The organism is Acinetobacter sp. TR3 (assembly GCF_027105055.1).
GTDB lineage: Bacteria > Pseudomonadota > Gammaproteobacteria > Pseudomonadales > Moraxellaceae > Acinetobacter.
On sequence record NZ_CP114264.1, the window covers coordinates 2,424,478 to 2,445,257 of the forward strand.

The 20,780-nt window shown below is 39.1% G+C and carries 20 protein-coding genes; 10 read left to right on the forward strand and 10 right to left on the reverse strand.

Annotation, left to right across the window (positions count from 1 at the left end):
• The first annotated feature begins 240 nt into the window (after positions 1-240).
• Together O1449_RS11430 and O1449_RS11435 are read left to right on the forward strand one after the other, a co-directional pair.
• Positions 241-1,608 (forward strand): OmpP1/FadL family transporter, encoded by a 1,368-nt coding sequence (locus O1449_RS11430; RefSeq protein ID WP_269238378.1) that lies wholly within the window; start codon positions 241-243, stop codon positions 1,606-1,608.
• Between the two features lie 293 nt (positions 1,609-1,901).
• Positions 1,902-3,131 (forward strand): OmpP1/FadL family transporter, encoded by a 1,230-nt coding sequence (locus tag O1449_RS11435; RefSeq protein ID WP_269238379.1) that lies wholly within the window; start codon positions 1,902-1,904, stop codon positions 3,129-3,131.
• Between the two features lie 84 nt (positions 3,132-3,215).
• Here O1449_RS11435 and thrH read toward each other — a convergent pair whose 3' ends face one another.
• On the reverse strand, positions 3,216-3,833 hold the full coding sequence (thrH, locus tag O1449_RS11440; RefSeq protein WP_046738126.1) for a bifunctional phosphoserine phosphatase/homoserine phosphotransferase ThrH: 618 nt from the start codon (positions 3,831-3,833) through the stop codon (positions 3,216-3,218).
• Between the two features lie 172 nt (positions 3,834-4,005).
• Between thrH and O1449_RS11445 the strand changes: the two genes are divergently transcribed.
• Positions 4,006-4,740 (forward strand): phosphoadenylyl-sulfate reductase, encoded by a 735-nt coding sequence (locus O1449_RS11445; protein ID WP_004664580.1) that lies wholly within the window; start codon positions 4,006-4,008, stop codon positions 4,738-4,740.
• A gap of 450 nt (positions 4,741-5,190) precedes the next feature.
• Positions 5,191-6,576 (forward strand): WS/DGAT/MGAT family O-acyltransferase, encoded by a 1,386-nt coding sequence (locus tag O1449_RS11450; RefSeq protein ID WP_269238380.1) that lies wholly within the window; start codon positions 5,191-5,193, stop codon positions 6,574-6,576.
• 38 nt (positions 6,577-6,614) lie between these two features.
• Here O1449_RS11450 and O1449_RS11455 read toward each other — a convergent pair whose 3' ends face one another.
• From O1449_RS11455 to O1449_RS11480, 6 genes are all read right to left on the reverse strand, one after another.
• Positions 6,615-6,788: a PA1571 family protein gene (locus O1449_RS11455; RefSeq protein WP_004664584.1), complete on the reverse strand. Its 174-nt coding sequence runs from the start codon at positions 6,786-6,788 to the stop codon at positions 6,615-6,617.
• Positions 6,789-6,922: 134 nt separating this feature from the next.
• Entirely contained in the window at positions 6,923-8,377 is a 1,455-nt protein-coding gene (gene rng / locus O1449_RS11460) for a ribonuclease G (protein WP_269228554.1), read from the reverse strand.
• 48 nt (positions 8,378-8,425) lie between these two features.
• Positions 8,426-8,986 carry a Maf-like protein gene (locus O1449_RS11465; protein WP_269238381.1) on the reverse strand — a complete coding sequence of 187 codons (561 nt, stop codon included), beginning with the start codon at positions 8,984-8,986 and terminating at the stop codon, positions 8,426-8,428.
• Positions 8,974-9,465: a rod shape-determining protein MreD gene (gene mreD / locus O1449_RS11470; protein WP_269238382.1), complete on the reverse strand. Its 492-nt coding sequence runs from the start codon at positions 9,463-9,465 to the stop codon at positions 8,974-8,976. Before mreD ends, O1449_RS11465 begins: the two co-directional genes overlap by 13 nt.
• Positions 9,452-10,309, reverse strand: a complete 858-nt coding sequence (gene mreC / locus O1449_RS11475) for a rod shape-determining protein MreC (protein ID WP_269228557.1) — start codon at positions 10,307-10,309, stop codon at positions 9,452-9,454. Before mreC ends, mreD begins: the two co-directional genes overlap by 14 nt.
• A 17-nt stretch (positions 10,310-10,326) precedes the next feature.
• Positions 10,327-11,367 (reverse strand): rod shape-determining protein, encoded by a 1,041-nt coding sequence (locus tag O1449_RS11480; RefSeq protein WP_004664594.1) that lies wholly within the window; start codon positions 11,365-11,367, stop codon positions 10,327-10,329.
• Positions 11,368-11,500: 133 nt separating this feature from the next.
• Between O1449_RS11480 and gatC the strand changes: the two genes are divergently transcribed.
• The 5 genes from gatC (at position 11,501) to O1449_RS11505 (ending at position 17,307) form a co-directional block, all read left to right on the forward strand.
• The gene (gene gatC / locus O1449_RS11485; RefSeq protein WP_004664595.1) at positions 11,501-11,818 is read left to right on the forward strand and encodes an Asp-tRNA(Asn)/Glu-tRNA(Gln) amidotransferase subunit GatC; all 318 of its coding nucleotides are present in this window, start codon (positions 11,501-11,503) and stop codon (positions 11,816-11,818) included.
• A 53-nt stretch (positions 11,819-11,871) separates the two neighbouring features.
• Positions 11,872-13,350 carry an Asp-tRNA(Asn)/Glu-tRNA(Gln) amidotransferase subunit GatA gene (gene gatA / locus O1449_RS11490; protein WP_269228558.1) on the forward strand — a complete coding sequence of 493 codons (1,479 nt, stop codon included), beginning with the start codon at positions 11,872-11,874 and terminating at the stop codon, positions 13,348-13,350.
• Positions 13,350-14,819, forward strand: a complete 1,470-nt coding sequence (gene gatB, locus O1449_RS11495) for an Asp-tRNA(Asn)/Glu-tRNA(Gln) amidotransferase subunit GatB (protein WP_269238383.1) — start codon at positions 13,350-13,352, stop codon at positions 14,817-14,819. The genes gatA and gatB overlap by 1 nt, the downstream gene beginning before the upstream one ends.
• A gap of 191 nt (positions 14,820-15,010) precedes the next feature.
• Complete coding sequence (locus tag O1449_RS11500) at positions 15,011-16,600, forward strand: DUF262 domain-containing protein (protein WP_269239709.1); 1,590 nt, start codon at positions 15,011-15,013, stop codon at positions 16,598-16,600.
• An 89-nt stretch (positions 16,601-16,689) separates the two neighbouring features.
• Positions 16,690-17,307 carry a hypothetical protein gene (locus O1449_RS11505; RefSeq protein ID WP_269238384.1) on the forward strand — a complete coding sequence of 206 codons (618 nt, stop codon included), beginning with the start codon at positions 16,690-16,692 and terminating at the stop codon, positions 17,305-17,307.
• A gap of 42 nt (positions 17,308-17,349) precedes the next feature.
• Here O1449_RS11505 and O1449_RS11510 read toward each other — a convergent pair whose 3' ends face one another.
• The 3 genes from O1449_RS11510 to O1449_RS11520 form a co-directional block, all read right to left on the reverse strand.
• Positions 17,350-17,871, reverse strand: a complete 522-nt coding sequence (locus O1449_RS11510) for a hypothetical protein (RefSeq protein WP_269238385.1) — start codon at positions 17,869-17,871, stop codon at positions 17,350-17,352.
• 122 nt (positions 17,872-17,993) lie between these two features.
• On the reverse strand, positions 17,994-18,764 hold the full coding sequence (locus O1449_RS11515) for a hypothetical protein (RefSeq protein ID WP_269238386.1): 771 nt from the start codon (positions 18,762-18,764) through the stop codon (positions 17,994-17,996).
• Between the two features lie 36 nt (positions 18,765-18,800).
• The gene (locus tag O1449_RS11520; protein WP_269238387.1) at positions 18,801-19,874 is read right to left on the reverse strand and encodes a DUF1176 domain-containing protein; all 1,074 of its coding nucleotides are present in this window, start codon (positions 19,872-19,874) and stop codon (positions 18,801-18,803) included.
• A 125-nt stretch (positions 19,875-19,999) separates the two neighbouring features.
• On the opposite strand from O1449_RS11520, the gene O1449_RS11525 reads away from it, so the two are divergent.
• On the forward strand, positions 20,000-20,749 hold the full coding sequence (locus O1449_RS11525; protein ID WP_269238388.1) for a DUF4850 domain-containing protein: 750 nt from the start codon (positions 20,000-20,002) through the stop codon (positions 20,747-20,749).
• Positions 20,750-20,780: the final 31 nt, after the last annotated feature.

A 20,780-nucleotide genomic window follows, 5' to 3' on the forward strand; every position in this document is an offset into this window, starting at 1 on the left:
CTATATTTTTCATTATATTACCAGTAAATATAGAAATATACACTAACATAAATAGCATTATTTTTATCCTGTTTCATGTCATCAATCGTACTGGGTAGTTCATTTAGAATATTTACTCTTATTTTAATTATGGTATTTTTGTTACATGAAGTTATATCAAATCTATTTCAATGCATGATTTGACAAGCCAATCATAGCTTCTCTACCTAAAAAATCTTGAAGTTCAAGGAAAGATTTAAAATGAAATTAAAACATCTTAGCACTGCCATGATTTTAGCGACGCTGCCTGCAACTGGAGTATTTGCAGCAGCATTAGATCGTTCAGGTCAGTCTGTGTCTGCTTTTTTACAACCAGGTAACTATTTTGAAGCTGGTCTTTCGGTTCTAGATCCAGATGTTTCAGGAAAAGATCTTGCTGGTAATAATACAGGCGATATGGCTGGTGATTATTATTTTCCTCATGCTGCACTAAAATTACAACCTACAGAGAATTTTTCGTTTGGTTTAATTTATGATCAACCTTTTGGTGCTGATGCAGAATACAAAAACAAAAGTAATTTTGTTGCATCAAACTCTGATGGTGTATTACCCGCTACAGCTTTGACAAACAATTTACCTGTCGTTACAGGCGCACCAAATGGTTCTTTTAATACAATACCAGTCATTAAAGATGCAAATGGTGTTCCTCGTGCAATTGCTTTAAATGCAGCACAATCTGGGAATACTTCAGTTGAAGTAGATACTCAAAACATTAACTTTATTTTTGGTTATCAACCAAATAAGAACCTTAATTTTTATGCTGGTGGCGTATATCAAACTGTAAAAGGTGATGTTAGTCTTCGTGGACAAACATATAGCTTATATAATGGTTATGACGCCAATATTCCAGAAGATTCTGCGTTTGGTTGGTTAGTAGGTGCAGCTTATCAAATTCCAGAAATTGCCTTAAAAGCATCTTTAACTTATCGTTCTGAAATTGAACACAAAGTTAATATCGAAGAGTCTTTACCTCTATTAAATCCATTAGGTACATTACTTGTCCAAGCTGGTAAATTAACTCCAGCTCAAGTTAATGGTATTCTGAATTCTAGCGGTCAAACTAAAATTACCACACCTCAATCTGTTAATTTAGATTTCCAAACAGGTATCATGGCAAATACTGTTGCATTTGCTAATGTACGTTGGGTAAATTGGAAAGATTTTGCTATTCAACCATATAAATTCGGACAATTATCTAAGCTTGCAGGTGCAATGCTTCCTGCTTTAGGTCAACCGAATGGCTTTAATTTAGTCGATTATAGTAAAGATCAATGGTCTGTAAATGCTGGTGTTGGTCGTAAATTAAATGAAAAATGGGCTGGAAATGTTTCTGTAGGTTGGGATTCTGGTGCAGGCAACCCTGTAACGACTTTAGGCCCTACAGAAGGTTATTGGAACGTTGGCTTAGGTGTTCAATACAGTCCCGCAACTAACTACTTCATCGCTGGTGGTGTTAAATACTTTTGGTTAGGTGATGCTGATGCTGTGACTGGTGCTCATTCTGCTGCTGGTACATTTGAAGATAATAATGCTATCGCTTATGGTTTGAAAATTGGTTATAAATTTTAATCAATCTTTTTCAAAAAAGACCATCATTTGATGGTCTTTTTTATTGCCATGCTCAAAATAAATGCTGTTAAAAATTTATTATGGATTATTCTTAAAATATAGAAAAACATGATTAATCAAATTGTTAATAAGAATTTACAAATAAACCGAATAGTATATAACACTACACTTCTCAAGAAATTTTCATGACTTTATCAGTTCATTTATGGACATTTGTAAAATATTTTGTGCCATAAAAATTATGTTACTTTTCGCAACATTCTTGTTACAGAGTGATATGAGAGAAAATACCAATGAAGATTAATGCGATTCAGCACGCTCTTTTACTTAGCTTACTCCCAACCACTTCAGCTTTTGCAGCAGCTTTAGACCGTTCAGGTCAATCTATTGCCCCTTTTTTACAAGCAGGCAACTATTTTGAAGCAGGTATTTCAGTTCTTGATCCAAATGTATCAGGAAAAGATACATCGAAAAATGAGACAGGTAATATGGCAGGTAACTATTACTCGCCAAATGCTGCTTTAAAACTTCAGGCAACCGAAAAATTCTCTATTGGTCTTATTTATGACCAACCTTATGGAGCTGATGCAGAATACAAAGGCAAAAGCAACTTTATCGAAAGCCGCCCTCTTCCATTTCAAGGTGGCACCTCAGTTACAGTTGATACTGAAGATTTAAATTTAATTCTAGGTTATCAACCAACCCTAAACTGGAATCTCTATGCGGGAGCTGTTTATCAAACACTAGATGCAACGGTATTATTACGTGGCGAAAGTTATAGTGCGTACAGTGGTTATGATTTCAAAACTGGACGTGATGAAGCTGTAGGTTGGTTAGTAGGTGTCGCTTATCAAATTCCAGAAATTGCACTCAAAACATCTTTAACTTACCGTGCAAAAATCAAGCATGAAATGAATGCATATGAGAATCATGGAATTGCAGGTTTTACAGGCAGTCCTGTTTTTGATGCGATGTTAAATCAAATTAACAATGCTCAAGGTACAACTGAAATTACGACGCCTCAGTCCATTAACCTCGATTTTCAAACAGGAATTATGGAAAATACTGTCGCGTTCGCAAACGTTCGTTGGGTAAACTGGAAAGACTTTGCGATTCGTCCATATAAATTTGGGGCCGCTTCAGTTCTACCTCCTATCGTTAATAAGACTGGTAAAAAAGATGGATTTGATCTAGTAGCTTATACTGACGACCAATATTCTATAACTGCCGGCGTAGGCCGTAAAGTCAATGATCATTGGGCTGGTAATGTATCTGTAGGTTGGGATTCGGGTGCAGGTAACCCAGTTACAACACTCGGACCAACAGAAGGTTATTGGAATGTAGGCCTAGGAGTTCAATATAGCCCTGCCCCGAATTACTTTATTGCTGGTGGCGTAAAGTATTTCTGGTTAGGAGATGCTAAAGCTCAATCAGGTTCTCAATTTAATACGCCTAACTACGTAGCTGAGTTTGAAAATAATGATGCGATCGCTTATGGTTTGAAAATTGGTTATAAATTCTAATAAATAGTAAAAATAAAAGGCGCTTCTAAGCGCCTTTTATTTTTAAATTTCCTTTACCTTTATTAAAAAGCTTAGAAATTTTGATTATTCTGGAATATTACGTTGTGATACAGAGCGTATCGCTTGTTTCAATGCTTCATAGCCATGCAAAGGTGGAAACTGTGGGAATTCAGCAATTACATTTGCTGGTGCATCAAATAAGAAACCATGATCTGCTTCACCTAACATAGTCGTATCATTATAAGAGTCACCTGCAGCAATCACACGGAAATTTAAACCATGTAATGCTTTCACTGCCTGACGCTTCTGATCAGGCTGGCGTAATTTATACGCGGTAATCATACCATTTTCATCAGTTTCAAGTTTATGACAGAAAATCGTTGGCCAACCTAGTTGTTTCATCAATGGATGTGCAAACTCATAAAAAGTATCAGATAAAATAATCAGTTGAAAATGTGTACGTACCCATTCAACAAATTCTTTTGCACCTTCAAATGGTCCCATATCAGCAATCACAGCTTGAATATCATTTAAACCCAAACCATGCTCTTTTAAAATGTTTAAACGTTGAGTCATTAAAACATCATAATCTGGAATATCGCGCGTCGTCGCTTCTAATTCTTTAATTCCTGTTTTCTTGGCAAAGTTAATCCAGATTTCTGGTACAAGTACCCCTTCAAGGTCTAGGCATACGATTTCCATGAATGCATCCAATGTTGATTAAAAATTGCTGTATCATACCATTAAGATTTTCATTTTTTGCGCTGTTGTTAAATAAAACGATTTTATTCTGCAAGATTAAAATCGAAGACAAGCAAATGGCTTTGCTTAGAATGATTTACAATTGTGCCCAAGCCTTTCGCCAGGAACACCTATGACTGTTATTCCGACTATTGACCTTGTAGATGCGCTCGCAGCTGAATATTCAGATAAATCACCACGAGAAATTTTAGAGCTTGCTTTAAGCCAAGAAGGCGAAATTGCAATTTCATTTTCTGGTGCCGAAGATGTTGTATTAATTGATATTGCTTCTCGTATTGGTAAACCATTTCGTGTATTTAGTTTAGATACAGGGCGTTTACATGCAGAAACCTATCAATTTATTGAAACTGTTCGTAAACATTACAATATTAAGATCGAAATTTGCTTCCCTGAATCCGCTGCTGTACAGCAGTTGGTAAATGAAAAGGGGTTGTTTAGTTTTTTTGAAGATGGTCATCAGGAATGCTGTGGCGTTCGTAAAGTACAACCTTTACGTAAAAAATTAGCGACTTTGGATGGTTGGATTACAGGTCAACGTAAAGATCAAAGTCCAGGCACACGTAATGAGATTCCCGTAGTTCAAGCGGATGTTGGCTTTTCAGGTGAAGGCAAGCAATTGATTAAATATAATCCGCTTGCAAATTGGAGCAGTGCAGATGTATGGAGTTATATTCGAATGATGGAAATTCCATATAACCCTCTACACGAACGTGGTTTTATTTCAATTGGTTGTGAACCCTGTACCCGTGCTGTGCTGCCAAATCAACATGAACGTGAAGGTCGTTGGTGGTGGGAAGAAGCAACCCATAAAGAATGTGGCTTACATTCTGGCAATCTAAAAAAATAATACATAGCAGATTTGGTATATAAAAACCACTGATTCATCAGTGGTTTTATTTTTTCTGACTCCCCTGTACAAAGTCATATTTTAACCAGACTAAACCGTATATACTTCGCACAACGGTTCAATAATTCTAATAAGAATTATAGGGTCTGCTGACATTTCACAGATGCTTGCGACAGAGGACTTTTTTTAGACGATACAAGGCATGACTTATGAGATTTAGCTATTCTAAATGAATAAGGCATAACACAGTAGCGGCAAAAAATGTCCCTGTCCTGAAGGGTTATGGCTAAAACTACCCCAAACTTCGTTATGAAACTTGACAAGGGTATCGCCATTGCCTGCATTTCATGCCTCGTTTGTGTGGTTTTAGCCTATAACGCAAGGCATGGTTGAAACGTCATCAGACCCTACAAGTATCTTATAAAAATTCAATGAGAGGCTATATCTGCTATGCGCCCATTACACCCTATTGATTTTATTTTTCTATCATTAGAGAAAAGACAGCAACCTATGCATGTAGGCGGCTTATTTTTATTCGAAATTCCAGAGAATGCATCGCCGACTTTCGTGCATGATCTTGTTCAGGATATTCGTCAGTCGAAAAGTATTCCTGTTGCACCATTTAACAATCAGCTCACAGGACTCTTCTGGGGAGAAGACCATGAGTTCGATATTGACCATCATTTCCGTCATATCGCATTACCAAACCCTGGCCGTATTCGTGAATTATTAGTTTATATTTCACAACAGCATAGCTCATTGATTGACCGTGCTAAACCATTATGGACTTGCGATATTATTGAAGGCATTGAAGGCAATCGTTTTGCAATGTATTTCAAAATTCACCATGCGATGGTGGATGGTGTTGCTGGAATGCGATTGATCGAAAAATCACTCTCCAAAGACCCAAATGAAAAGCATGTCGTACCATTATGGTGTGTCGAAGGAAAGCGTACTAAACGCTTAAAAGCACCTAAAGCCCCTACTGTAAGTAAAATCAGAGGAGTTTTGGATACGATTAAATCACAGTGTGAAGTCGCACCTAAAGTGATGCAGGAACTTTCACAAACCTTATTTAAGGAAATCGGGAAAAATCCTGATTATGTCTCAACATTTCAAGCACCACCATCGATCTTAAACCAACGTGTGAGTTCTTCTCGCCGTTTTGCTGCACAATCTTTTGAGTTGGAACGTTTCCGCCTTATCGCTAAAACACTTGGTGTAACACTCAATGACGTGGTACTAGCAGTTTGCTCTGGTGCATTACGTGAATATCTGATCAATCAAAATAGTTTGCCAAAAAAACCTTTGATTGCGATGGTTCCTGCTTCATTGCGTACTGATGATTCTGATTTCAGCAATCGTATTACCATGATTTTGGCAAACTTAGCCACTCATATTGCAGACCCAATTGAACGTTTAGAAATTATTCGCCGTAGCGTCCAGAATTCAAAGCAGCGTTTTAGCCGCATGACTGCAAATGAAATCCTAAACTATAGTGCATTGGTATATGGACCAGCAGGCTTAAACATCGCTTCAGGAATGTTACCGAAACGTCAGGCATTTAACTTGGTGATTTCAAATGTACCAGGTCCACGCGAGCCGTTATATTGGAATGGTGCAAAACTTGATGCGCTCTACCCTGCTTCAATCGTCATGGATGGTCAAGCACTGAATATCACCATGACCAGCTATTTAGATAAATTGGAAGTTGGTCTACTTGCTTGTCGTAATACAGTGCCAAAAATGCAAACTCTTCTCGCTCATCTAGAAGATGAAATTCAACGCTTTGAACAAGCAATTGAGAATTTACCACAACAGAAAGTTGTGAATTAAAAAATTCGCTAAAAAATTAAGGGGCTTTCAATAGCCCCTTATTTTTTAATTGTACGACAACGCTGTAATAGTTGATGGCAGGCTAAACGGATCATTGCCGTAGTAATTTGAACCTCTTTACCTTGGCTATCAACCATATAACATGTATTGACTGGATTACTGTCTAAAACATGCTTAAAACCGTGATTCACTAATCTTTCGCTCACATTCATAATTATATACCTCATATTATTTGCTAAGGTACTCAAGATACCTATGGCTCATTCTATGGTTCTAGTATTTAAAATTCATGATAGAAAGTAAAATTTCAGTTGTAACAAGGATTAAGCGAAATTTTGTTACAACTTTAACTCAAAATGATATCGTATTGCTCTTGCGTATATAAATTTTCAACTTGGAATTTAATCACTCGGCTAATGAAATGCTCTAAATCTGCAACTGCTGGGGCTTCTGCCGTTAATAAGCGATCAATCACTGCTGGATGTGCAACGACAGTAAAGCCACTCTTGGAATCAAATGCACGGGCATAACGCAAAATTTCTCGAAATATCTCGTAACATACTGTCTCTGCTGTCTTTACATATCCACGTCCCTGACAAGTTGGGCATGATTCACATAATAAATGCTCTAAAGACTCACGTGTACGTTTACGTGTCATTTCAACCAAGCCTAACTCTGAAACTTGGGTGATTTTTGTTTTGGCATGATCACGTTCAAGCATACGTTCAAACTGACGCATGACCTCTTGTCGATGCTCAAGCTCTTGCATGTCAATAAAATCAATAATGATAATGCCACCCAAATTACGTAGACGGAGTTGTCTCGCAATAACTTGTGTCGCCTCCATATTGGTTTTAAATACCGTATCTTCTAAACTACGACCGCCGACATAAGAGCCAGTATTCACATCAATCGTGGTCATTGCTTCAGTCTGATCTATCATCAGATAGCCACCTGACTTAAGTGCGACACGGGTCTGCAACGCTTTTTGAATATCTTCTTCAACATTATACAAATCAAAAAGTGGCTTTTCGCCCGGATAATGAATCAGACGATTTTCAATTGTAGGAACAAACTCCTGCACAAACTCACTTAACTTGGCATGAATCTCACGAGAATCGACATAAATTTTTGCCGTTTCATCACTGGCTAAATCACGGACAATTCGTTGTGGTAAAGGCAATTCTTCAAAAATAAGTTCAGGTGTAGAAACTTCTTTTTGCTTACGTTGAATATATTCCCAAAGCTTACTCAAATAACACATATCTTGTGCGATCGCCGATTCGTCCACACCTTCCGCTGCGGTACGAACAATCACACTACCCGGTAAGCTGTGTTCAGTCTGAATGCGTTCAATCATACTACGGAGACGATCACGCTCTTCTTCTGATTCAATGCGTTGTGATACACCGATATGATTGCCATAAGGCATTAACACAAGATAGCGCGATGGGATTGAAAGATCTGTGCTTAGACGCGCACCTTTGGTTCCCAACATGTCTTTCATCACTTGAACCGTCAACATCTGTCCCGGATGCAAAAGCTCAAAAACATTTGGAGTGGGTTGCGAACGTGACCACACCATATCATTGATATGTAAAAAAGCCGTTCGAGACAAACCAATATCAACAAAAGCAGCTTGCATACCCGGCAGTACACGTACCACTTTACCTTTATAAATATTACCCACTAAACCACGTTTTACAGTACGCTCAACAAATAATTCATTGACCGTACCATTTTCAATTAAAGCCACACGACACTCCATCGGTGTGACGTTAATTAGCAATTCTTCTGCCATAATCCACTCAAAATTTTATAAAAATTCTTATATCCGAAAGTGTCTACTTTAAATTTTAACGCTTTCTAATAACAGTGCTGTTTCGTACAACGGTAAACCAACCACATTACTATAACTTCCCCGAATTTGGGGAATATATTGAGCTGCGATCCCTTGGATCGCATACGCCCCTGCTTTTCCAACAGGTTCACCTGTTGCCCAATATTTTTCCATTTCGGTATGACTTAACTGTTGCAACTCGACTTGAGTTCTAACCACTTTACTTAAGCATTGGACAGAGCTTGCCACACAAATTCCAGAGTACACATCATGCCATTGCCCAGAAATTGTTGACCATATTTCAAACGCATGTTGTTTTGATTGTGGTTTTCCAATGATCTTACCTGCAAAACTTAAACTGGTATCCGCAGCAATCACAATTGCATCAGGAAATAAACCAAGAACAGCATGTGCTTTTGCTCTCGCCAATCGTTCAACATAGTGTTCAACAATTTCCCCTTCTCGGACACTTTCATCGATATCTGGACTATATATTTCAAAGTCCAGATCTAACTGTTGTAGCAGTTCTTTACGACGAGGTGAACTCGAAGCTAAAATTATACGCGCCATTTTTTTAAGCAGTAATAAACCATCGGCCATCCTATCACGCTAGTAACAAGCGGTTGCCAATGTCGCGCTATTGAAAAATGTGTACTCGATATTGTTTGACTCATCCACAACAAGGTTAAATGTGCAATAATTGCAAGTACAGCGATTACCCATGAGTTCGCAAAAGTTAAAATTCGACGTTCACGAATAAAATAACGCGTACCAAACGTAATCAAAACAAAACTTAGTGCATTTAAACCCAAAGGCGCATCTAACAATAAATCAGTGAAAATCCCCACTCCAAAGGCGAACCAAACCCCGCACCAACTAGGTTGATAAAGAATCCAGAACAGCATGGTCATCAGCATAATTGATGGTCGCCATCCTGAAGCTTCGTAAGCAATTGGATAAACTAAAAGAATAGACCCGATAATAATTGAGATGATAATCATCCAAAGTGGATCTTTGCGTTTTTCAAAACTTAATCTAGCGATCGGCATAAGGTTGCTCCTGCGCTAAAGATTCTGAAAATAACACTACCACATGATGACCACTGGCAAGTTGTGCCGCAGGAATAACATCAATTTCCGCAAACTCACCTGAAGTATGACGGCTAACCTTAGAAACAGTACCTACCAAATAGCCAGCAGGAAAATGCTCCCCCAAACCCGAACTAAATACTTTATCGCCCGCTTGGATGTTGGCGCTCGTCGGAACATATTCCATTTTTAGGCGGCCTAAATCACCTGTTCCAGATACAATGGCACGCATTCCTGTACGTTCTAAACGCACAGACAGCGAATGTTCTTTATCAGATAACAACATGATACGGGCACTATGCGGGTACACATTAATCAGTTGTCCCATAATCCCTTTATCATCGAGAACAGTTTGCCCAACTTTTAAGTGATCCACAGAGCCACGGTTAATGATAATAATATGGCGTAATGGGTCGGCATCTGTTCCAATCACTTCTGCAATTTGCATACGACCATCGATAATCAATGGCGTATCCAAAAGCCCCCTTAAACGGTTATTTTCCGCGGAGAGTTCTGAAAGTTTTTGGAGTCGAACTTGAGCTTGAAGGAGTTCAGCCTGCATTGCGGTATTTTCACGGCGCAATTGAGTTTCAGATTTGGTTTGTTGGTTCAGCCATTCTCGCGACAATACAGGATAACTTGCCAGCGCATAAATTGGATTATACGCTGCATACAAGACATCTCTTGCAGGTTGAATCACATAAGGCATGCGCCAATCAAAGAAAAGCACCACCAAACATGAAATAACCGCAATAATAAATGAGCGAAAAGATGGCGGTTGTCTTGAAAAAAGATTCGGTTGCACCGCCTAGTCCTTATGATTTAGCCAACAAAAAGCATGTCATGGTTCGGATTATCAAAGAACTCTAAGACTTTACCGCCACCACGCGTGACACAAGTTAGAGGGTCATCTGCAACAATCACAGGTAGACCTGTTTCTTGCGCAAGCAGTTTATCAAGGTTACGTAATAATGCGCCGCCACCAGTCAACACAATACCGCGCTCTGCAATATCCGAAGAAAGTTCAGGTGGAGTTTGTTCTAAAGCAGATTTTACTGCGCTCACGATGCTTTGTAATGGATCTGCAATCGCCTGTGAAATTTCATCAGAAGTGACTGTAATCGCACGTGGCACACCTTCTGCCAAATTACGACCGCGCACTTCAATCTGAAGCGTTTTGCCATCAGTCACAGCCATACCCACTTCTTTCTTAATGGTTTCTGCTGTAGTTTCCCCAATCACGCAACCGTGTGCTTTACGAACGTAATTGATAATTTGCTCATCAAATACATCACCACCGATACGTAATGAATCGGCATAGACACAACCTTGTAATGAAATGATTGCAATTTCAGTGGTACCACCACCTACATCCACGACCATTGAACCACATGCTTGCTCAACAGGCATACCTGCGCCAATTGCAGCAGCCATTGGTTCTTCAATCAAACGTACATCACGTGCGCCTGCATTGAATACCGCCTCACGAATCGCACGGCGTTCAACTAAAGTTGATTTACATGGGACACACACCACAACACGCGGTGCTGGTGGAAATAAACGCTTTTCATGTACTTTACCGATAAACTGATTCAACATGGTCTCAGTGACTTCAAAATCGGCAATCACACCGTCTTTCATCGGACGAATCGCTGAAATATTCGCTGGTGTACGACCTAACATTTGTTTAGCATCAAGACCAACAGCAGCAACAATTTTCTGCGAACCGCTATGACGAATCGCCACAACAGTCGGTTCATTTAATATAATGCCACGGCCTGGTGCATAAATAAGTGTATTTGCCGTACCTAAATCAATGGCTAAATCCGGCGAAAACAAGCCAATTAGTCGTTTTAGAATCACGGGGGCGTTCTCAATTAAACTTTGTATGGATGCAAGGTGGCAACTTTAACGAAATGTGATGCTTTGAACAAGTCAATCGCTTATTATAACGCACGATATTTTGCAATTTTTTGATACTGAATTAGGTAAAGTTATGTCTACATCATCAGATGCTCAGCAGACAACGGACTTAAATGCACAGACCGTTTCAGCGATTGCACATCTTGCTCGCTTGTCTCTAAACGACACGCAATCTACTGAATATGCTCAAAGTTTAAATAAAATTCTTGGCATGATGGAAAGCCTAAAAGGCATTAATACCGATAATGTTGAGCCTTTAAAAAGTCCTTTTGATAATCCGCAACCTTTACGTGCTGATATTGTAAGTGAAAGCAACCATCGTGATGAATATCAAGCGGTCGCTCCTGCAACAGAAGCAGGCTTGTACCTTGTACCTCGCGTAATTGAATAATTTCTATTCGATTAGTCAATATTTTATATTTAGAATGTAAAGAAATTTTTCATATGACAGATTTACATCGCTTATCAATCCGTGAACTCTCTGAAGGGCTAAAACAAGCTCAATTTTCATCACGTGAATTGACCGAACATTATTTAAAACGTATTGCTCAAATTGACCCGAAAGTAAAAAGTTATGTAACAGTGACAGCAGAACAAGCACTTGTTGAAGCTGACGCTGCTGATGCTGCACTCAAAGCAGGTCATGCACATGCACTTGCGGGTATTCCACTTGCGCATAAAGACATTTTTTGTACCCAAGGCATTAAAACCACTGCCGGTTCAAAAATGTTGGATAACTTCATTTCACCTTATGATGCGACTGTCGTTGCCAAAGCCAAAGCTGCGGGTCTCGTGACTTTAGGTAAGGTGAATATGGATGAATTCGCAATGGGTTCAACCTCTGAAAGTTCATATTTTGGCGCAACAGGTAACCCTTGGGCATTAGATCATGTCCCAGGTGGTTCATCGGGTGGCTCTGCTGCTGCTGTAGCAGCAGATTTGGCTCCAATTGCGACTGGTACTGATACAGGTGGTTCTATTCGCCAACCTGCTTCATTCTGTGGCTTAACTGGCTTAAAACCGACCTATGGTCGGGTCTCTCGATTCGGGATGATTGCCTACGCATCATCGCTTGATCAGGGTGGTCCAATGGCACGTTCTGCGGAAGACTGTGCTTACTTGATGAATGTGATTGCAGGTCATGATACCAAAGACTCGACTTCGGTGAATAAAGATGTTGACGATTACGTTGCTAACTTGAATGGCACAACAATCAAAGGCTTACGCATTGGTATTCCAAAGCAATACTTTAATGTGGCTGGTTTAGACGCAGATGTGAAAGCACGTGTTGAAGAATCTTTGAAAAAGCTTGAAGAGATGGGTGCAATCTTGGTTGAGATTGATCTCAACATGACCGAAGCATATGTGCCAACTTACTACTTGATCGCACCTGCGGAAGCGTCTTCAAATCTGTCACGTTTTGATGGTGTACGCTATGGCTACCGTTGTGAAAATCCAGTGGATTTAATGGACTTGTACAAACGCTCACGTTCAGAAGGTTTTGGTGCTGAAGTACAACGTCGTATCCTGATCGGTACTTATGCCCTTTCTGCGGGTTACTACGATGCCTACTATGTCAAAGCACAAAAAGTACGTCGTTTGATTCAGCAAGATTTCTTGCAAGCGTTTGAAAATGTCGATGTGATTGCAGCGCCATCTGCACCAACGACTGCGTACAAAATCGGTGCCAACCTCAGCCCGACTGAAATGTACTTAGGCGATATTTATACGCTTGCTGTGAACTTGGCAGGTCTACCAGCCATCAACGCACCTGTGGGCTTTGATAAAGACAGCTTACCTGTGGGCTTACAGTTGATTGGTAACTACTGGTCAGAATCACAATTACTTTCGATTGTGCATCAATATCAACAAAATACAGACTGGCATACCAAACGTGCGGCAATTGCTGAGGAGAATGCATAATGGCTGAAGCTCAAAAGTTAAAGTTAATTGACGGTTGGGAAGTCGTTATCGGGATTGAGATCCACACGCAATTGGCGACTAAGTCTAAAATCTTCTCTGGTTCATCGACTGAATTTGGTCAAGACCCAAATACTCAAGCCAGCCTTGTTGATTTGGCCATGCCGGGTGTTTTACCTGTACTCAATGCCGAAGTGGTTGATCTTGCGATTCGCTTTGGTTTAGGTATTGATGCCTATATCGATCAAGCATCAGTATTTGCACGTAAAAACTATTTCTATCCAGATTCTCCAAAAGGCTACCAAATCAGCCAGATGGACAATCCAATCGTCGGCTTGGGTCATATCGACATCCAACTTGATGATGGCACTGTGAAGCGTATTGGCGTGACTCGTGCCCATCTTGAAGAAGATGCTGGTAAATCAATCCATGACCAATTCGAAGGTATGTCGGGTATCGACTTAAACCGTGCGGGTACGCCATTGCTTGAAATCGTATCTGAGCCAGATATGCGTTCGGTTGAAGAAGCGGTTGCCTATATCAAGTCGATTCACACGCTTGTGCGCTGGTTAGGTATCTCTGACGGTAACATGGCAGAAGGCTCATTCCGTGCCGACTGTAACGTGTCATTGCGTCGTCCGGGTCAACCTTTTGGTACACGCTGCGAGTTAAAAAACCTCAATTCATTCCGTTTCATTGAGCAAGCGATCAATGTTGAAATTGAACGCCAAATGGAAATTTTGGAAGATGGCGGCACGATCGATCAGGAAACCCGTTTGTTCGATCCGAACAAGATGGAAACCCGTTCAATGCGTTCAAAAGAAGAAGCGAACGACTATCGCTACTTCCCAGATCCAGACTTATTGCCAGTGATCATTGCTGACGAGCAGATCGAAGCGGCACGTGCTGCCCTTCCAGAATTGCCTAAAGCACGTCGTGCACGCTTTATCGCTGACTTTGCTGTGACTGAGTACGATGCACATGTATTGACGCTGTCACGCGAAATGGCTGACTTCTACGAAGCGGTTGTGGCTGCTGCTGGCGGTGCTGCGCAAGGTAAAGTGTCTGCAAACTGGGTGATGGGTGAATTTTCAGGCGCTTTAAACAAAGCAGGCTTAGAATTGGCAGACTCTCCTGTTTGTGCTGAGCAGTTGGGTGGTATGATCGCACGTATCGTGGATAACACCATTAACGGTAAAATTGCGAAGCAAGTGTTTGGCTTTATGTGGGAAGCAGAAGGAAAATCTGCAGATGACATTATTGCTGAGAAAGGCTTAAAGCAAGAAACCGATACAGGTGCCATTGAAGCGATTATCAAAGACGTACTTGCAGCCAATGAAAAAATGGTTGAAGAGTACAAGTCTGGTAAAGAAAAAGCCTTTAACGGTCTGGTTGGTCAAGTCATGAAAGCTGCAAAAGGTAAAGCTAACCCTGCTCAAGTAAATGAATTGATGAAGAAATTGATTGGTTGATGATTGACTAATTAGTTGTTTTTATGAGATAAAAACCTCACTTAACGTGGGGTTTTTTATTAGAGAAAAATATGGATGCGGGCAAAAGAACTATTAACGATATTTTTAATGGAAACAGAATCTTAGAAATTCCTTTTTTTCAGCGCTCTTACGTTTGGGATAAAACTCAATAGGAAAGACTCTTGGAAGATATGGAAAACATCAGTCAATCAAACAAACCATATTTTTTAGGCTCTGTAATCCTTAAACAACAACCAACTACCACAGGAAATAAAGTTGGTGACCAACGAACTCTAATTGATGGACAACAAAGATTAACTACTCTTTCAATCTTTTTCAAAGTATTAGCACTCAAAACTAAAGATGATTATGAATTTAATCGAATGTTTAAGTTAAGAGATTTGATTGCTATTCAGCATAATCATAATGATATTGATACTTATGAAAAAATAATGAATTTAATTGAATTAGAAAATCTTAAAGGTTGCGACAACATCACAAATGCCTACCATTATTTCAAAGAAAATATAAAACCTGAAAAATTAAACATCAACAACATTCTTTCCAAAATTTTATTTGTAGGCATTGATCTTAGTGAAAATGAAGATGAGCAACAAATCTTTGATACCATTAATTCATTAGGCGTTACATTAACGACTGCCGAACTTCTGAAGAACTATTTTTTCAACCGTAATGAGATCTCAACTTATGAAGTTTATTGGAAAAACATTTTCGAAAAAAACGAAGAAACGAAGCAATATTGGGACAGAGAAATAACAACTGGACGCATTAAAAGAGCTTTCATTGACTTATTTTTCTTTTCTTATTTACAAATAAAAATTCAAGACAAAGCGCTAAATATAAAAACTGAGGATAAAATAGAATTTTCAAAAGTTGAAAATTTATTCGAATCTTACAAAAAGATTATCCAGACCTATCTAGGTAATGACAAAAATGGCATTCTTAACGAAATTAAAGAGTATGCCTTAATCTTTCAAGAGAATTTTGATTTCAGTACCATTGAAAATGAGCTTACAGCCCAATCAGGCATTGAAAGAATTAATGCTATAATTTTTGGTTTGGATACATCTACCCTAATCCCTTATACCCTCTACATTTTGAAAAATGTACCGAATGATACTGATCGAAATGAGCTGTTTGATTTTATTGAAACATACATTTTACGACGAATGGTTGTTCATGCTAATACAAAAAATTATAATCAATTTTTTACAGACAGATTAATAAATAACGAGATTTTATCTAAAAAGCAGTTTTTAGAGCATTTAGAAAAGCAAGCAGACAAAGTAAATTTTTTACCTTCAGATGAAGAACTAAAACAAGGTTTTAATAGTTCTTGTTTAGTTAACAAACAAGCTGCTGGAATTCTATATTTTATAGAATCTAAAATCCGCAATAGAAGTTTACAATCGACTCAACTGTTAGGGATTAGCAAATATAGCTTAGAACATTTAATGCCAAAAAAATGGGAAAACAACTGGGATAAACTTTCCACACACGAAGACAAAATCAATCGCAATCGAAAACTGCTCACTTTAGGAAATTTAGCTATTATTACACAAGCATTGAACTCAACAATCAGAGATGCGAATTGGAGAATTAAACGTGCAGGTAAAGCTGATAAAAAAGGCTTGAACACATATGCTGCAGGACTTGAAACAATAAACCAATATCTATCAGAAGATGAATGGAATGAGCAAACTATAGAATATCGAGCATCTTTCTTATATGAAAATGCAAAAGAAATTTGGAAAATTTAATTTACTTTTATAGACATAGTTATAAGATTCTCACTTTTTAAATGAGAGAGAATCTAAAGCCTTTTCAAATACTTCACACCAAAAACAATATGACCATCAAAAAAGTAAGCTCCATCGACAAACTTGAAGAACTCGGACGTGTCCGCCTATCCAAAACCTTGTTTATGCGTGATTTCCTCTATAGTGAAATCGCCAACTGGTATGGCATACAAAACTTTCCCGAACACCCTGATATTGCGATTCGTACAGGTACACAACTCTGCGAGCAGCTCCTTGAGCCTTTACAAACAAAATTTGGACGGCTTGAAATTCGTTCCGCCTATCGCTCTCCTACCGTCAATCAATTAGGCAATGACCATAAGCATAACTGTGGTAATAACCAAAGTAACTATGCAAGCCACATTTGGGATTATCCTAATGAACAGGGTTATGGCGCAACAGCGTGTATTGTCATTCCATCGCTTATTGAACTCATTGAAAAAGATACCGCCAATTGGAAACAAATCGCCTATTGGATTCATAACCATTTACCCTATAGCCATCTGCAATTTTTTAAACGTAAAGATACCTTATGTGCTTTTAATTTGTCTTGGCATGAACAACCGAGAAAAGAAATTCATAGTTTTATTAAAGGCTATCAAGGCAATTTAAAAGTGACACCAGAACACAATCCTGAATATGAAAATTTTTATCCCGATTTGATGTAATTGCTCTGCCTAAACGCTTTTTTCCAAAAGGAGCGTTTAAAACTACTCCCCTCTTAACACACCCAACTTATTCCAAATATCAGGTGTTAAAAAAGTCGTCACTAATTTATTTAAATCAATATAACGTAAAGTACCTTGCAACTGCTGTCTGACCGCTGGGTCTTTGACAATATCCTCACCCGCACTCTGACCTAACTGTTGAAAAGCCTGTCCAACTGCTTGAATTCCTTCAGCCTGAATCACTGCTTTGGTCTGCGTCGAACACTGCTCCACAATCACACGTTGTAAAACCTGTGCCAATTTCTGATCTAACTGGTTCTTTTGCTCAGGCGTAACATTACTAAAAGACTTTAAATCAGGATGTGCAGCCAAAGCACTAAAAGTCCATTGCAAAACTGTGGTCTTATCCGCAGCGGTCGTGGCTTTCACCAAGCAGTCACTCAATTGATCAACCGTTGGACCTGCTATAGCTATTTGCGTTGTCCCCAACACAGCCGCAGCCATGATCACAAAACGACTCAAATGAGAAAATTTACGGCGAGAAAAAATATAAACAGGAGACATGAGCACAGTTCCAAAACGCAATCTGTCTCTTTGTACCACGCACTATGCAAATCATCTGTTATGACGCTGTAAATTGCGTAAGCCCAACGCCTGAAAACTTAGGCAAAATGTAAAACTCGAACTTAACCCTGTCCTTGATAATCCCAATTTGCAGGAATATTTGGCTGCTTCGGTGCTTTGTTTAGATCAATATTCAGATTTCGACTACCCTTAAATGATTTCTCCCCTGAATCTGACGCAGGTGACACATCTAGACTATAGCGGTAACGGAATTGCCAAAGCATCGGCTTGATCGGACGAATATCTAGGCTCAAACGATCTTCATCATGGCACTTGCCTTTAGAACTTTCATAATCTTGTTCTGAAAAACACGCTCGAATCATACGATTAAAACTAAAAGGATAATTTTCAATAAAGCGATGTGTCTGCCCTGAATCCTTTAATTCATAAAAACTAGCACGTTCAATTCCTGCACCACCACCCGAATACATTTCTGAAAAGGTACCAATCACGGCAATCGCATAACGATTTTGATCCATAGGGAATAGCTTAGGAAAAACATATTGCCCCGATCTTGCCATTTCATCCACAGGAGATAATTGAATATGCCACTGTTGCAACAATTTAAATCCAGTGGTCGAGATGCCAAATTGAGCAACATTTCCATCTGACAATAACCATAAGCTTTGGTCAGTAGCTTTTAAACTACGCCATTGCGCACGCTGCTGACATAAGTCTTTCATCTGTTCACATAGCTGTGTCTGTTCCGTTTGGCCGAGTTGCCCTTTTTTAAACTCTAATATCTGCAATGGCGCAGCAAAAATTGAGGAACTAAAACAACTGAATGAAACTGTTAAAATCAGCCCACGTAAATGAATTTTATTATTCAGCATGATATTTCCTTAGGCTATTTTTATATATTCAAAATGCTATTTTACAACTGCTTCAATCCGATCCAGTTCCCAAACCCCGCCTGCGGCAAGCCCTTTACACATGCCTGTCCACATATCTTTGGTGTGTACAAATTTCTGACCATCCCACACCCATTCATCACTCGACCAACAATCTCCTATGCCACGACCTTTTTGTGCACTACTCATCATCCCTGAACCAAAGTCAGAGGCATGTTCCGTCACCAAAGTCGCTTTTCCTGTTAATGATTGATCGAGTACCCACGCACCATAGCCCTCGTTATAGGCTGCTCGCCAACATAATGTCATCGCCAATACTTTATTGTTACTTAGTTTATAAAGCTCGATTGGTTGCGATTCTGTTCCATCACCATTATAGATGCCCTCACAGAATCCCTCCTCTTTGGGGATAGGTTGTGCTGCCATCAAACGTTGATATACAGATTGATACTGTTTCGTTTTAGGCTGTAAGGTTAGATAAGGTTTATCGGCTGTTTTCACCTTTTTCACAACCAGTTTAGGTTGAGCAGCTAGAACCTTAGATTCATCAGCATTGCCTTTTTTAATCAATGCCCCAACCGTACCAACTCGCTTTTGAAAATCATCCATTTTCAATAAACTAGCTGTCATACCTGCATCAGAGATTTGCCATTCGACATTTGAATTTTTAAAGACAATATCTGTCTTTTGTTTGGCTTGTTGCAATAAGCCATTTACCTGATTTGTAGAAAGTTTCCCCATGATTGGGAACTCAGTGCCATCAAAAGAGACTTGCCCGAAATCTTTTCCATTCACATAAAAATGAATATTTTGGAGTTTAGCTGCTGGCAGTGATTCTTGCTCAAAATTTGCAAGCGCGAACTCGGCACTGACTGTTTGCTTTGCTCCAGCTTTGCGCGTTAATAACACCGATGCAGGTTCATTTTGCCCGTCTTCATTTTGATAACCAGCGGCACGACATGTCCCCGTATTGCTACAATAAATTTCCCAGTCTTGGTGTGAAAATGAAATGCCTTTGATCTCTTGTGCGAAGCTAGTAGAACTGAGTGCCATAAAGCAGCAAACTGAAACTATATTCTTTACTGGTATCATCCTGTATTACTCATATTTATTATCAAACTTGAAAACAGTTTAAAGGGCTGACCTACACTTGTCATATGTCATTTTATTGCAGAAGATACTAGCTTAAAGCAAACTGAGTTTGGTCAAATTTAAAAATGAAAAGAACAATTTTATTTCCCACGATTTTAATGAGTATGTTCTCCTCAGCCACTCATGCTGAAATTACGGTATTTAAAGCAAATTTCCCTCAGTTTTCAAATAGTGCAAAAGAACGAAAAGCAGAAAATCAAATTTACCCTCTCGGTGAAGTTTCTTTTGCAAATGATGTTCGAGTGCCTTTTTACGGGGTAACTGCACTCAACCCTGTGGAAAATGGTTTATTAAAAGATTTTAAACAATGTTCAGCGAAAAGCTGCCATTTCGACTTTAAACTGGATGCCATACAAGCGAAACATCTTAAATTATTGGCTATCCCTGAAATTGGTATCGTTTTAGTACCCAAAGACTGGAAAGATATTCAAGCAAGTGCAGGAGCGAATGGTACTGGATCTGCCTTAATTATGAGTCAAAATCAAAAACAAGCAATTCAGCTTTATGATTCATCATTTTGTGTAGGTTGCGGCATGCCAAACGCGACGCTTTATTTTCCGCATCTTTTAAAACAAAGTTTGGAATATGAATACGGCGGTTATCAAGATCCGCTTAAATTACTGAAGATCGTACACCCTTCAAAACAAGTCGCATTCTTTAGTTATCAAATTCTTAAGCTGAATAACAGAACACATGGCATTGCTAAATATCAGGATGAAGACACGTTTAACTTTAGAGAAATCAAAGTCACTTTAGACAAATCACAACAACACGTGGTTGGAACGATTCTAAATTTCTACAATACGACCCATTAATAAAAAGATGGGCATAAAAAAACCTGCTATG

Bases quoted from the DNA above. Each gene is read 5' to 3' on its own strand.
- gatB (WP_269238383.1), top strand. From the start codon at position 13,350: ATGGCTGAAGCTCAAAAGTTAAAGTTAATTGACGGTTGGGAAGTCGTT.
- rng (WP_269228554.1), bottom strand. From the start codon at position 8,377: ATGGCAGAAGAATTGCTAATTAACGTCACACCGATGGAGTGTCGTGTG.
- O1449_RS11435 (WP_269238379.1), top strand. From the start codon at position 1,902: ATGAAGATTAATGCGATTCAGCACGCTCTTTTACTTAGCTTACTCCCA.
- O1449_RS11450 (WP_269238380.1), top strand. From the start codon at position 5,191: ATGCGCCCATTACACCCTATTGATTTTATTTTTCTATCATTAGAGAAA.
- O1449_RS11515 (WP_269238386.1), bottom strand. From the start codon at position 18,764: ATGCTGAATAATAAAATTCATTTACGTGGGCTGATTTTAACAGTTTCA.
- gatC (WP_004664595.1), top strand. From the start codon at position 11,501: ATGTCTACATCATCAGATGCTCAGCAGACAACGGACTTAAATGCACAG.
- O1449_RS11465 (WP_269238381.1), bottom strand. From the start codon at position 8,986: ATGGCGCGTATAATTTTAGCTTCGAGTTCACCTCGTCGTAAAGAACTG.
- O1449_RS11455 (WP_004664584.1), bottom strand. From the start codon at position 6,788: ATGAATGTGAGCGAAAGATTAGTGAATCACGGTTTTAAGCATGTTTTA.
- O1449_RS11430 (WP_269238378.1), top strand. From the start codon at position 241: ATGAAATTAAAACATCTTAGCACTGCCATGATTTTAGCGACGCTGCCT.
- O1449_RS11510 (WP_269238385.1), bottom strand. From the start codon at position 17,871: ATGTCTCCTGTTTATATTTTTTCTCGCCGTAAATTTTCTCATTTGAGT.
- O1449_RS11505 (WP_269238384.1), top strand. From the start codon at position 16,690: ATGACCATCAAAAAAGTAAGCTCCATCGACAAACTTGAAGAACTCGGA.
- O1449_RS11445 (WP_004664580.1), top strand. From the start codon at position 4,006: ATGACTGTTATTCCGACTATTGACCTTGTAGATGCGCTCGCAGCTGAA.
- mreD (WP_269238382.1), bottom strand. From the start codon at position 9,465: ATGCCGATCGCTAGATTAAGTTTTGAAAAACGCAAAGATCCACTTTGG.
- O1449_RS11520 (WP_269238387.1), bottom strand. From the start codon at position 19,874: ATGATACCAGTAAAGAATATAGTTTCAGTTTGCTGCTTTATGGCACTC.
- O1449_RS11500 (WP_269239709.1), top strand. From the start codon at position 15,011: ATGGAAAACATCAGTCAATCAAACAAACCATATTTTTTAGGCTCTGTA.
- thrH (WP_046738126.1), bottom strand. From the start codon at position 3,833: ATGGAAATCGTATGCCTAGACCTTGAAGGGGTACTTGTACCAGAAATC.
- O1449_RS11525 (WP_269238388.1), top strand. From the start codon at position 20,000: ATGAAAAGAACAATTTTATTTCCCACGATTTTAATGAGTATGTTCTCC.
- gatA (WP_269228558.1), top strand. From the start codon at position 11,872: ATGACAGATTTACATCGCTTATCAATCCGTGAACTCTCTGAAGGGCTA.